The organism is Schwartzia succinivorans DSM 10502 (assembly GCF_900129225.1).
GTDB lineage: Bacteria > Bacillota > Negativicutes > Selenomonadales > Selenomonadaceae > Schwartzia > Schwartzia succinivorans.
Window position 1 is genome coordinate 168,936 of record NZ_FQUG01000006.1, and the last position, 13,340, is coordinate 182,275.

Consider the following 13,340-nt stretch of genomic DNA (forward strand, 5'->3'; position numbering starts at 1 on the left):
TCTTAAGGAGACCGGCTATGAAAATAAAAAAGATATATTTTGATCTGGACGGAGTGCTGGCAGATTTTGACCGTGGTGTTAGGGAATTATGCGGCATGGAGCCTGTTGATCAGAGCAATAAAAATCAAGGCGATGATGACCGTCTCTTTGAAGCCATCAAAAATGTGGACCATTTTTATAATAAGCTGGAATTATGCCCTGGTGCCAAAGAGATGTTTCAGCAACTTGATAAAGAATACCCGGGTGCCTGTGAAATCCTGAGCGGTATTCCTAAGCCGAGAAGGGGTATTGACACAGCCGCTGATGATAAAAGTGAATGGGTACGCAGAAACCTTGGGAAGCACATCAAGGTCAATATCGTTTACAGGGAAGAAAAGAAAAACTATGTTACCGGGAGAGACTGCATTCTGATAGATGATTATGAGAAAAACATCAGGGAGTGGGAAAAAGGCGGCGGGACAGGTATTTTGTTCATCTCTGCCGAAGAAACATTGAAGCGGTTTCGCTGAAAAGAATTCTTGTGGCGGCGCGTTAAAACGGGAGGCTATGGCAGCCCGTGTTTGCGGGGCTGCCCAAAATACTTATGTGATTGCGACGGGGCTGCATACGCAGCTCCTTTTGCATTTGTAATACGCTTTTGATATAGCTCGGCTAAAATTATCTCTCAGGCCCGCGTGACGCGAAGCCCGCTCCTTTAGGGAAAACGCGGTCGCAGGAAGTTTTGCCTGTGGCAAAAGTTAAGCGAATGCGATATAATACTCTATTATCGATAGTTTCACCATGGGAAAGTGTTCCTTCATGGAGCTTTGAAAGGATTGATTTCTGAATATATGGAGCATAGAGTAAATTCCTTAACCGAGAGCGGTATTCTTTCCGCCGTTACGGTGCTGATGGCGCTTATCGGCGTGTATGTGCCGTTCCTCGGTCTTGTGGCGATTCTTTTGTGGCCGCTTCCGATAACGGTATTGGTGGTAAGGCACGGGTTTCGCTGGGGCGTGATGGCTGCCGTCGTGGCGAGTGTGCTCATCGCTGTTATCATTGAACCGACTGTTGCCGTGCGTCTTGCGCTGGCGTTTGCTCCCGTGGGACTTGCGCTGGGATATGGATACAGGCTGGGCTGGTCGGGTATACGGCTTGTTACCGCGGCTATTGTAGTTTCTGTTCTCGCCAAGGGAATTGCCCTCATGATGGTGTTTTTCCTCACGGGGATTCATCCTTTTTCGGGACAGCTGGAAATGCTTCGGGAGTCATACACCCAGGCGGCCGAGATGTACAAGGGCATGGGCATGAACGAGGTTCAGATTGAGATGGCGAAGCAGTCCTTCGAGCATAATCTCGGTGTCATAGAAATCCTCCTGCCGTTGGTGGTCGTTACTATGGGCCTTTTGGATACGATGGTTAATTTCATCGTGGCAGGAAAGGTTTTCAAGCGTCTCGGCATGGAGGTGCCTGTGCTGCCTCCCTTCCGTGAGTGGCGTCTGCCCCAGGCTTTCGCGTGGCTGTTCGGTGCGTCTCTTGTGGCGGCATATATCGGACATGCCAATGAGATACCCATTCTTTTTCAGGCAGGCATGAACGGCTACATGGCGGCTACTCTCGCGGGCCTCGTGGAGGGCGTTGTGGTTTTTGAGTACGCCATGGCTCATTACAACTGGTCAAGATGGGCCAGTACGATTTTCCTCATAATGATTTTTATGAATGGTCTCTTGTTCCAGATTCTTGCTATAGCGGGTATTCTGGATACTGTTTTTGATTACCGCAAAAAGTTTTTCGGAGCTGAGCGGTGAAGTCCGTCGGATGGCGGAAGAAATGAGGTGACAGTGTTGCCGAAGAATTTATCGGCGTGGATTGACAGCTGTGTTTTTCTTGCAGTCTACGGCATTATGGTTCTGGTTTTGGCCGCGTTCAATATGTACATGGGCGTTATCAGCCTTGTGGTATGGATATGCCTTGCTGTTTTCGCGCGTGAGCGCTGCCGGGACAGACAGGAGAAGTTTGAGCAGTATTGCCGCGAGGTCGTGTGCAACGTAAACGCGGTGTCAAATTATGCTATAAATTATATTCCGCAGGCAGTGCTCATTGTCAGCCCTGACGGACGTCTTCAGTGGTCAAATCCCGCCCTTAGGGAGTTTGTCGGCCATACCTGCGAGCAGGGCACTATGGTGGCAGATTTTTGGCCGGATATGATTTTGAAGCCCATCTGGGGCATGACGGGAGAATACATTTTTACCGAGGGCGAAACAAGCTATCGGGCAATGTACCGTCCCGTAAAGATTGAGGATGCCGAAGAGGGCCTCATGGCGTTCTATGTGCAGGATGTCACGGATGTGGCAAAGCTCCGCAAGGCATACCATGACAGCCGTACGGCTATTTTCTACATTGAGATTGATAACTACGACGAGGTGCTGCAGGGCCTTACCGAGGCTGAGCGCACGGCGCTTCTCTTTGACGTAAACCGCACTGTTGACGAGTGGATGCGCAAGCTTGGCGGTTTCCTGCGCCGTGTCGGTGATGAAACGTTTGTGGCAGTCCTGGAGCGGAGCGCTCTTGAGAGGGCAATGCAGGATAAGTTCGAGGTGCTTGACAAGGTACGCGCGCTGCACGGCTCCAACAAGCTGCCTGTAACGCTCTCTATGGGAATCGCGGTGGCAGACAGGCAGTCCTTCAGCGAGCTTGCAATGCAGGCTCATTCGAATCTTGAGCTGGCACTGGGCCGCGGCGGCGATCAGGTGGCACTGCAGATTGACGGAAAGACGCAGTTCTTCGGTGGCAAGTCTCAGGCCGTTGAGAAGCATACACGCGTGAAGGCACGTGTGGTAGCACATGCGCTCCGTGATTTGATTGCGAAGGCGGACGAAGTTTTCGTCATGGGCCACCAGAACGAGGATTTTGATGCTCTCGGTGCTGCCTTCGGTGTGGCGAAGATGGCCCGTGAAGGCAGAAAGCCTGTCCATATAGTCCTGAGCGATATGAACGAAGGCATAGACAAGCTGACGGATATGCTGAAGGAGAAGCCGGAGTACGCTGACCTCTTTATAAAGGAAAACGAGGCTGTGGCGATGGCGCCTTCAAATGCGCTGCTTATCGTGGTGGATACTCATATCCCGCATCTTGTAGCCTCTCCGAAGCTCTTGGAGAAGTACAAGAATGTGGTGGTTATCGACCATCACCGCCGCAGCGAAAGCGTGATTCAGAATTCGGTGCTGATGTATATTGAGCCGTCCTCCTCCTCTACCAGTGAGCTTGTGACTGAGCTTCTTATGTATCTCAGCAATGATTTGGTTCTCACAAGACTTGAGGCTACAGCGCTTTATTCAGGTATCGTTGTTGATACGAAAAACTTCGGGGTGCAGACGGGTGTCCGTACCTTTGAGGCGGCGGCGTACCTCAGGCGCGCAGGGGCGGACCCTGTGGTGATACGGTATCTTTTCCGCTCGGATTACGAGACAAGCACTACCATCGCAAAGGCGACGGCGGCGGCGAAGCTCTACGAGGGCGGCCTTATCGTCACGACGTGCCCTGATGTGATTCCGAATATCCAGGCAATCGCCGCGCAGGTGGCAGACTCGCTGCTGCGTATCGAGGCAGTGCGTATGAGCCTTGTTTTTTTCAAGCTTGAGGAGGATGTGGTGGGTATCAGTGCCCGTTCCTCGGGAGAGCTTAATGTGCAGGTCATCATGGAGCATTTTGGCGGTGGCGGGCATCAGAACGTCGCGGGAGCGCAGATAAAGGATGCTGTGCTTGAGGATATAGAAGCAGAGGCAGTTGAAATAGCGAAAAAGTATATAGAAGAAAACGGATGATAAATTAGACTGTGGAAAGATAATTTTCCACAGTCTTATTTTTTTCTAAAATTTTTTGAAAATGAATGACTTTGCAGGAATTTTTTGAATTTTGTCGAATATTGTTTATATAAAAAGTATAGAATGTTATTTACATTGAAGCTTAGGGGGTTCGTTGATGGTAAGGCAATAGATGCCTTTCGGAAAGGATGTGAGGGCAATGGGCAGAATGGGAAGGAAATCACGCAAAAGGATTTGCGCGATGACAGCAATGATTCTTGCAGGGCTGTTTTCTGCACTGCCTTCGCACGCATTTGCGGATGATACCGAAGATGTGTCGGTTAAGACTGTTTACCACAATGGGGAAAAATTCGCTGAAATCAGCTTCTTCCCCGAGGGTAAGGGATTAGGATTAGACAAGGAGAAAGACTGGTTCGTAGATCCGTCGAAATATACCCCTTCAGTGGAGCTGAAAAAGGCAACTGTATCCGCTGCGGAATATTGGGCGGATATAATTGGTGACGGAGCAAAAAACAAAGATGCATGGACAATATATCTTAATACTAATGAGGAAAAGAATGCTGGAGCCGCCTCCTATTCGATAAGAGCCACCGGCGATAAAAACAGTTTTCTGAAGCATGAAGCATTTATTAAAGACCAGCTTCAGGACGGAAAAGAGCTTTTGGTAATTGACCAGGATTATATTAATCAGCATGGCACTATTCTGCCGGCAGGTGATTATGGATTCAGCGAAATAACCGTAGGCAAGTATTTCGGAGCTAAACGTACCAGAGGTGCCGGCGTAGCAGATTGCGGCTGGTGGGTGGATGCGGATACGGTGCTTCCGACAAACGAGCAGGCGGCAGATTATGTGGGAACAATACGTCATGAGCTGGGGCATGCTTTGGGAATCTCTCTTGTAAAAGGAGAGCGGACAATCGACAGCAAAAAGTATTCAACAATATATTCCCAGGTGCGCTCTGAAGATTCATGGCAGCTGCATCTTATGGACCAGACAGGGAAGATGGCAAAGCCCGGCATGATTATTTCTACCTCTTCGGATATACCTGCAGGCTGGTCTGAAGATGATGTGTTTATAGTGGATAAAGCTACGACCTCTGATGGAAAAGGCTTTGCTTATTTCGTTGGGGATAATGTCAGGGATGCTCTGGACGGTGCAACCTTCTTAGGGCGCTCGGCGCTTCCTGTGAATGGCTGGGAAGGGGAGGGTAAAAGCAAATTTGATGGCTCTCATCTGCAGACCGCGGGCATGATGAGTCACAGAGCATACAGCAACTACACAACCTTCCTGGAGGTAGAGCTGGCTGTCATGCAGGATCTGGGATACGACATTGACCGCAGGGCGCATTTCGGAAGGTCTGTTTACGGTAACGGATTGACAATAAATAATACCAACGGATACTTCGCACGTAATTCCGATGGCACGGCGTATCTTGCAAATACCTACAGCACTGTTCCTCTGGGTGTAGGACTCCATATATACGGCTCAAACAACACGGTAACCCAGTCTGCCAATATCCTGACACGGGGTACAGGCGCAACGGGCGTACGTGTGGACGGTATGGGCAATACCCTTATTATCCCCGAGAACACCGAGATTCATGCAGACGGCTATCGGGGCAATGGTATCCTTGTAGCCTACGGCAGAGGTCAGACCGTGAACCAGGCAGGTACTGTTACGGCCAGCGGACAGGGGGGGACGGGAATACGCTTTGACTTCGGCTCCAGTACCAACGGAGCCGGTGATGAGTACAGAGGCTCCTATATCCGTTATGTACGGAGTGTATCTGGCGGTGAAATAACCGATTCACCGGAAAATGCCAAGCTGACAGATATGAGCGTAACTGACTATAATGTCGCGGCAGATGAGCTGAATGGCGCTATGGTGGAAAACTACAATCTGTCAGGCACTCTGGTTGGCGGAGAAAACGCCATCTACATCGCAAAGAATGCCTTCGTAAAAAATATCAATGTTAACGAGGGCGCAAGCATAAGAGGAAATATCACCTCTGACTGGAAACAGTTCGGTGATGATGCTTGTGAAGGAAGTTATGATAAAGGCAATAAGCCGCTTAGGATTCAGTACGGAGAAAATCATCTGGGAGAAAACGGATATGAGTATTCTCTTTATATCCCCGACCTTGTTACGCATCTGAATTTCAATACCGGCATGAAGTATAACTGGTTCATCACCGGTAAAGACAACATGAAGGTGTTCTTTAACAATGGAACCTCTGAGTATGGCGGAACCGCAGATGTCGTCACCGTAGAGGTTGGAAAGAACGCGAAGCTTTATGGCGGAAGCTATATCCTGAATGATATGAGCGGGAAAATGGCTCAGGGCTTTTCCGATAACAGCACGGGCTGGTTTATCAACCACGGCGTTATAGCACCAATCTCCACATACGATATGGCAATCGTAGGAAAACTTGATTCCGATGGTGCTATCGGCATTGCCACATACAATAACGGGCAGCAGGCAAGTAAGATTGTTGTCGAGAAAAATGCTAAAATTACTGATACAGAGCTTGTGAATATAGAAGGTCAGTCGTATCTTCCCGGACAGGAATACACATTCCTTTCTGTAAAGGGCAATATTACAGGCGAGCTTGATACCCACCCCGGAGATTATTTCTCAGGCTTCCTGAATGTCGGTGCTACAAATGGTAAGACAACGGCATCACTGGTACGTGCCGACAACATCGGTGCTATGGACGGAAATCAGCAGGCGATATACAACAGCCTGGATATGATTTACAACAACACCGACGCGGCAGGAAAGGGCCGTGTAGGAAAGGTCTATTCCCTCGGCACTGCTTCAGCCAAGGAAGCACTCACTGATATGTCGTCGGGAACGGCAATGAGCGCGGGCCTTGTCATGAGACAGAATACGGTAATGAACGCTCTGACGGCGCGCCACCGTTATCTGACTCATCAGGCGAATGTACCTGTAAATGTTCCGCTGAGCAGCTTTGTTAACAACTACACCGCGACAGCTCCGAAGCCCTCCGCGTCCTCTGCGGACCCTGGACTTAGCCTGATTGTTCCCGTTGAGCTCAGCGAAGGCGGCGGACTCTGGTTCAAGTTTGCCAAGGGCTGGGGAAGCTATGGCGGAGATGTATCGGGACACGGCTTTACCGCTTCTGTGGGAGCTGACTATGTGGCCAGCCCGAAATGGAAGCTGGGTGCTCTCTACTCTTTCAGCAAGCAGTCCTACGGCGGTCAGGGCGATCACAGGGATACGAAGGATCACCGCTTTGGCCTGTACGGCGACTGGAGAGTCGGTCCCCACAGCGCGTTCCTGTATGTTGGAGCAGGCTGGCAGAACCACGACCAGAAAAGACACTTCTACGCCGGGGACAACTACAATGCAAAAGCTGATTACAGCGGCAAGACAATAGAATTCAACGGTCGTTACAGTTATGACTTGGATTATGGAAAACAAGGCTGGCACAATAAGCCCTTCGCTTCCTTCCAGGCGGTGCATTATCGTCAGGGAGCCTACAGCGAGACAGGCGCTTATGAGTTCGGTCAGGTTGTAGACAGCGGAAGCAGCACCTATACGGCGGCTGCTATCGGCTGGGATTTTGCCCGTGACTTTGGCAAGGACGGGTATGTAGAGGTCGAGCTTGGAGTATCACGCACCCTGGGCGGAGCAAATCCGTGCTACGGGGCACGTCTCGCAGGCGGCGGTGAAAAGTTCTCCATGCGGAGCCGTTCGATGGATAAGACAAGGGTTCTGCTTGGTATCTACGGAAGTCGTGCCATCAGTGACCGCTGGCGTGTTGGCGGAGAGCTGGGTGTAGCACAGGGACCTCATGACAGGGATATTACCGCAAGCGTATCGCTGCGGTTATCATGGTAATACTATATTGTCAGCGACAGGGGAATCAAATATATGCATCAGGAAAACGATGGTTATTAAAGGGAGGTAATTGCATGAAGAAATTCCGCTTTGCAGGTCTTTTAATTGCAGCATTTGTTTTGACAATGGCTTTTGCCAGCGTCGCTATGGCAGGTTCCCGCGGCAGCCAGAACTTCGTCCTGGAGAACGGCACGGGCCGTACAATCACTGAGATTTATCTCAGCCCGACTCACAAGAGCACCTGGCTTTATCAGGACGAGCTCGGCAAGAACCAGGTTCTCTGGCCGGGACAGGAAATCTTCCTGGATTTCGACCCGATGGACAACGTACAGTATTGGGACATCAAGGTTGTATATGATAATGGTGATGAGGAATATTGGTACGGTCTTGACCTCTTCCGCATCTATCACGTAACAATTCGTCCGGGTACTATCGCAACTATCGACACAGTCTGATCAGGCAAATCAGCCGCTTAAAATTTAACTCCCCTGTTCATAAAAAGATGCCCGCAGAAGAATTTCTCCTGCGGGTTCTTTTTTTACGATTTTATCCTTCACTTGAATAGCTTCGTTCTTCCTTTGGAATATCCTCCCAGCGGATGGCGTTTGCCTCAATATCATGGGAGAGTCCCCATGCCGCCGCTATTCCTGCGGCTTCACCCATGCTCATGCAGGTGGGCTGTATACGGAAGGAGGCCTGGGCGGCGAAGCTTCCGCTGATGCACCGTCCTGCAACAATCAGGTTTGAGATTTCGTTTGTTACGAGAGCTCGGTATGGGATTTCGTAACATTGTCCCTTTGCGAGTTTTTCGCCGAAGCTCAGCTTTACGTCGTGAATGTCGATAGGATATGCGGTGCGGCAGACAGCATCAGGGAAATGCCGGGCGCTCCAGTAGTCCTCTGCCTCAAGATGGTATTTTCCCCGTATGCGCCAGGATTCGCGCACCCCAAGCATGCTTGCTTCACGGCTGATATATGCCTTTTCAAAGCCGGGGATATTCTTCACGAAGTAAGCCGCGAGCCTGTGCATCATGCGGCGCCCGAAGCTTACAGCACGGCTTCTTGACAGGGCGTCTGCAGCGCTGTAGTCAAGGGGAGGCATTTCGGGGCAGTTGAGGGCCATTGTGTTAGGCTTTCCCGGGATGGAGAAGCCCTGAATATACAAAACATCATCCTGTGTCAGCTCGCCCGTTTCCACGGCCTTTTGGAAGAAAGCTTCATTGCTCTTTATTTTCGCAAATTCCATAAATGGGGGACGTCCGTGGGCCATGTCGTCCTTCCATTTTTCTATGAAGGAAGGCTCCATGCGTCCGTCCTTCAGCGTTTCGTCGAAGAAGCGGATAACTCTGTCCACGTCAATATTTGTCATTTCAAAGCGCAGGCTCATGGGCTGGTTCCGTCCTGTGGTTTCGGAGCCTTTTTCCACGGGAACTCCCGCGAATCTGGAAAGAAGCGCGTCGCCTGTGGCATCAATGAAGGTCTTTGCCCGTATTCTGCCGAGGCCCTCCACGGTCTGGACGATGCACTCGGTGATTTTCCCGTCCTTTGTGACAGCGCCGATGAGGGATGCATCGTAGAGAATGGATACGCCTGCTTCCTCACACATTTCCTCGTAAACGAGGGAGAGAATCTCGGCCGTGTAGACGGAGCTGCCGCCGCCGTTGTAGCGTTCGCTTTCAACGCCGAGTACCGGGGAAACACCCTGATTTTCCATTCGTCTGTTCAGGTCGGTTATATACGGCGTATCGCTGCCGTCAACATAGGTGGGCATACATGGGTAGACGCAGCCCATTGTCTGCAGTCCGCCCAGTAAAATGCCGCGCTCAACAATCACTGTCTTCGCTCCCCTGCGGGCCGCGGATACGGCGGCTGCAGTTCCTGCCGTGCCTCCGCCTGCGACGCAGACATCCGTATCAAGCAGCAGCGGCAAATCTGCTTCTGAAAAGTCTGCGCCGCTGATTGAGCATGATGCTGGAATTGAAGAGGTTGTTTTCATAATTATATTTCCTTTCGGATTACATTATCCTTTGCACCTGCGGAATCTTTTGCCACAGGCATTTTTTCCCGCAGAACCTTGTTGAGTCCCTTGTTTACCTTGTTAAGCGCTTCGAGGGCAACGGATTTGTTTCCTACGGTGCCGATCCATGTGCTGTCGTAATGCTTCTCAACAAATTTTCCGTTGTAGATGTAGCGGTCTCCCTTTACGTCAATGATTTTCACCGGGACAGTGGCAATTATCTCAATGCCCTGGGTGAAAACGCTGAATTTTTCCTTGCGCTGGAAGGGTTCAAGGGTGAGGCAGAGGATGTAGTCAAAGCCCTCATCAGCGACCACGTCCATTATATCGCGGCGCTCTGCCATGGAGAGGTCGGTCATGCCCTTGTCGGCAAGCTTCTGTATGACGGCGTCGCTTCTTGAAACATTGAATTTGCCTGACAGCTCTTTATCAAGATTTTGCAGTATGCAGTCGTTGATGGCATCGTCGTAGGTCGTGTTAGCGTTATTTGCATAAATTATTGCAACACGCGGCATTTCGGCGGCCATCGCGGCAGACAATGCTGTCAGCATGAGAGCAAGTGTCAGAAAGAGAATTTTTACCGGGGAAAAGTTTTTCATTGGAGTACTCCTTTCGGGATATGGATTTTTGAATAGCGCCAATAGTACTTACTTCGACATTTGACGGGCGTATTCCTGCCTTTAGGGGATTTTACGCGCGCACTGTGTTATACTATAATATAATATACTCTCATGCAGGGTGTGTTACAAAATTTTGTATATAAGGAGACTGATTGATATGAAGGTTATCTTGAAGCAGGACGTAAAGAAGCTCGGCAAGGCCGGAGATATCGTAGAAGTATCCGAGGGCTACGGCCGTAATTTCCTTCTTCCCCGCAAGGCGGCTGTGGAGGCTACGGCACAGAATCTGAATCTCGCAAAGCAGAAGGCAGGCTCTGAGGCAAGAAAGAAGGCTATGGCTGCCGATGAGGCAAAGCTCATGGCTGCTCAGCTTGCAAAGGTCGAGGTCACGATCAAGGTACGTGTTGGCGAGGGCGGCAAGCTCTTCGGTTCCGTTACGGGCAAGGATGTTTCCGAGGCTCTCAAGAAGGACCACGACATCGATATCGAGAAACGCAAAATCACTCTTAATAAGGAGGTTACGGCTCCGGGCGAATACGAGGCTGCCGTCAAGGTACATCCTGAGGTTGCCACGAAGGTCAAGGTTCACGTCGTCGCGGAGTAAAATATGGGAAACCTTTTTAAATTTTTCAGTAAAAAAGATGATGAACAGCCGAAGGACATGGAGTACCGCGAGAGCGACAATCCTCTGGACAGGGAGATAGATGCCCTCTACAGTATGCTCTCTGATGTCATAGGCCCTGACAAGCTTGTTATAAAGGCAGGAAAGATGGACGCGCTGAAGTTCATGCGTTCTCCGCGTCATGGTGAACGTGTGCTGGCTCTCCAGCGCATTATCATGGAGAATCCTACCATAGAACATATCCCCACGGATTCTGAGATTCCGAAGCTCATTTCCGTTCTCTCCGAGCATGTGGCTGACATGATGGCACGCCGCACGCTGGAGGATAAAATAGAAAAGAAGATTTCGGAGAAGCTGGAGGAAAATCATCAGGAATATGTGAAGGATATCCGCATGCAGATTCTTGATGAGGAAAAAGCTCCTGTGGAGACACCTCAGGCAGCGAAGAAGCGTGAAAAGCTGGAGGCCATGGACAAGGTGAAGCTTACCCAGTCCGTGATGGAGCTTTTACGGCCGCAGTCAATGGATGAGGTCGTGGGACAGGAGCGGGCGGTTCATTCCCTCTTGGCGAAGCTCTCCTCACCGTATCCACAGCATCTTCTGCTTTACGGCCCACCGGGCGTCGGCAAGACGACGGCGGCACGCCTTGTGCTTGAAGCAGCGAAGAAGGTAAAGGAATCTCCCTTCGGGGAGGAAGCGCCCTTTGTAGAGACAGACGGCGCGACGCTTCGCTGGGACCCGAGGGACATGACGAACCCTCTTCTTGGCTCTGTTCATGACCCTATCTATCAGGGCGCAAGGAAGGACCTCGCGGACAACGGTGTTCCTGAGCCGAAGCCGGGACTTGTCAGCGATGCCCATGGCGGCGTTCTCTTTATAGATGAAATCGGAGAAATGGACCCGATGCTCCAGAACAAGCTCCTGAAGGTGCTTGAGGATAAGAGGGCATTCTTTGAATCCACGTATTACGACCCCACGGACGAAAAGGTTCCGCCTTATGTCAAAAAGCTGTTCGAGGACGGCGCTCCTGCGGATTTCGTACTCATAGGCGCGACTACGCGCGACGCCAGGGATATAAGCCCTGCGCTCCGTTCACGCTGCGCGGAAATATATTTTGAGCCGCTGACACCGGCACATATAGTAAAAATCATTGAGACTGCCGCGAAAAAGCTCTCCGCGGAGCTTGAGGAAGGCACGGCACAGCTCATAAGCGAATATACAATAGAAGGCCGCAAGGCAATAAATATCCTCGCCGACGCCTACAGCTTCGCCATCGAGAGAAGACGTGGGGGCGCGGAGGATGAGCCTGTATTCATTAAAAAGGATGACATCTACGCTGTGGTTCAGGTCAGCCGCCTTAATCAGTTCGTCACGAAAAAGGCATCTGACCGTGCGGAGGTAGGACATATCTTCGGCCTTGGAGTGGCAGGCTATATCGGCTCGGTTATCGAGATAGAGGCAGTGGCTTTTCCTGCCCGTGAAGCGGGAAAGGGCAAGGTACGCTTCAATGAAACCGCGGGAAGCATGGCGAAGGATTCCGTGTTCAACGCGGCGTCTGTCATGCGGCGCATCACCGGGAAGGATCTGGCGGATTACGACGTACATATAAATGTAGTGGGCGGCGGAAATATCGACGGCCCATCAGCAGGTACGGCAATCCTCGCTTCTATTATCAGCGCAGTGGAGAACCGCCCTATCCGTCAGGACGTGGCGGTGACCGGAGAGATTTCCCTGTACGGGCGCGTGCGTCCCGTCGGCGGCGTAAATGAAAAGGCCTACGGCGCGAAACAGGCAGGTATAAAGACGCTCGTTATCCCGAAGGAAAACGAAAAGGACATCGGAGAGAACCATCTCGGACTCGATGTTCATGCTGTGGAAACGGCAGAGGAAGCTTTTTCCTATATCTTCGCGGACGACAAAACAGAATAGAGGTATATGAGAGCTGAGAAAAATGCTCTTATCTTGCCTTCCCCTTCAGGGGGAGGGGGACCGCGTCAGCGGTGGAGGAGGTGCACAAAAGCTTACCACTATCTACATGGTAGGAAATTTGGGGATTACCTCATCCGAGCCCTATGGGCCCACCTTCTCCTAAAGGAGAAGGCTTATTTTGTACATTGTAAAATTTTTAACAAAATATACGCTAAATGGACGGTTGACTCTTGGATATGTGCGTCCTATAATTATGTTTAGATTGGTTGACAGCAGAAGGGCTGTCCGATGGGGTACAGCCTCGTCGGGCAGCTTTTCTTTTATTGTCCGCCTGCAGAAAACAAAAATGCAAATAAAGTTGAAATAATTTACAAAAAACCATTGACTATTGTAAACATGTAACATATAATAAGGTTCATCAGTTGAACCATAGGCTGTACGGGGAAGGCAAAGCATATGGTTCTTCTATATTTTAAGGAGGGATT

Annotated in this window: 9 protein-coding genes; 7 read left to right on the forward strand and 2 right to left on the reverse strand. The window is 50.6% G+C overall.

Annotated features, from left to right (window positions below):
* The first annotated feature begins 17 nt into the window (after nt 1–17).
* From BUA83_RS08815 to BUA83_RS08835, 5 genes are all read left to right on the forward strand, one after another.
* Complete coding sequence (locus tag BUA83_RS08815; RefSeq protein WP_072935870.1) at nt 18–509, forward strand: 5' nucleotidase, NT5C type; 492 nt, start codon at nt 18–20, stop codon at nt 507–509.
* Between the two features lie 306 nt (nt 510–815).
* Entirely contained in the window at nt 816–1,787 is a 972-nt protein-coding gene (locus BUA83_RS08820; protein ID WP_094756566.1) for a YybS family protein, read from the forward strand.
* A 36-nt stretch (nt 1,788–1,823) separates the two neighbouring features.
* On the forward strand, nt 1,824–3,803 hold the full coding sequence (locus BUA83_RS08825; protein ID WP_072935871.1) for a DHH family phosphoesterase: 1,980 nt from the start codon (nt 1,824–1,826) through the stop codon (nt 3,801–3,803).
* A gap of 199 nt (nt 3,804–4,002) precedes the next feature.
* Nucleotides 4,003–7,668, forward strand: coding sequence for an autotransporter outer membrane beta-barrel domain-containing protein (locus BUA83_RS08830; RefSeq protein ID WP_159430500.1), 3,666 nt, complete (start codon nt 4,003–4,005; stop codon nt 7,666–7,668).
* A gap of 74 nt (nt 7,669–7,742) precedes the next feature.
* Nucleotides 7,743–8,123 carry a hypothetical protein gene (locus tag BUA83_RS08835; protein WP_072935872.1) on the forward strand — a complete coding sequence of 127 codons (381 nt, stop codon included), beginning with the start codon at nt 7,743–7,745 and terminating at the stop codon, nt 8,121–8,123.
* Between the two features lie 91 nt (nt 8,124–8,214).
* Here BUA83_RS08835 and BUA83_RS08840 read toward each other — a convergent pair whose 3' ends face one another.
* Nucleotides 8,215–9,663 (reverse strand): FAD-dependent oxidoreductase, encoded by a 1,449-nt coding sequence (locus BUA83_RS08840; protein WP_094756568.1) that lies wholly within the window; start codon nt 9,661–9,663, stop codon nt 8,215–8,217.
* 2 nt (nt 9,664–9,665) lie between these two features.
* On the reverse strand, nt 9,666–10,283 hold the full coding sequence (locus BUA83_RS08845; RefSeq protein ID WP_072935873.1) for a hypothetical protein: 618 nt from the start codon (nt 10,281–10,283) through the stop codon (nt 9,666–9,668).
* 178 nt (nt 10,284–10,461) lie between these two features.
* On the opposite strand from BUA83_RS08845, the gene rplI reads away from it, so the two are divergent.
* Both rplI and lonC read left to right on the forward strand, forming a co-directional pair.
* Entirely contained in the window at nt 10,462–10,908 is a 447-nt protein-coding gene (gene rplI, locus BUA83_RS08850) for a 50S ribosomal protein L9 (protein WP_072935874.1), read from the forward strand.
* A gap of 57 nt (nt 10,909–10,965) precedes the next feature.
* A complete protein-coding gene (lonC, locus tag BUA83_RS08855) occupies nt 10,966–12,855 on the forward strand; it encodes a Lon family ATP-dependent protease (protein WP_072935906.1) in 1,890 nt (629 codons plus the stop codon).
* The last annotated feature ends 485 nt before the right edge of the window (nt 12,856–13,340 follow it).

Bases quoted from the DNA above. Each gene is read 5' to 3' on its own strand.
- BUA83_RS08815 (WP_072935870.1), top strand. From the start codon at position 18: ATGAAAATAAAAAAGATATATTTTGATCTGGACGGAGTGCTGGCAGAT.
- BUA83_RS08830 (WP_159430500.1), top strand. From the start codon at position 4,003: ATGGGCAGAATGGGAAGGAAATCACGCAAAAGGATTTGCGCGATGACA.
- BUA83_RS08835 (WP_072935872.1), top strand. From the start codon at position 7,743: ATGAAGAAATTCCGCTTTGCAGGTCTTTTAATTGCAGCATTTGTTTTG.
- BUA83_RS08840 (WP_094756568.1), bottom strand. From the start codon at position 9,663: ATGAAAACAACCTCTTCAATTCCAGCATCATGCTCAATCAGCGGCGCA.
- BUA83_RS08845 (WP_072935873.1), bottom strand. From the start codon at position 10,283: ATGAAAAACTTTTCCCCGGTAAAAATTCTCTTTCTGACACTTGCTCTC.
- rplI (WP_072935874.1), top strand. From the start codon at position 10,462: ATGAAGGTTATCTTGAAGCAGGACGTAAAGAAGCTCGGCAAGGCCGGA.
- lonC (WP_072935906.1), top strand. From the start codon at position 10,966: ATGGAGTACCGCGAGAGCGACAATCCTCTGGACAGGGAGATAGATGCC.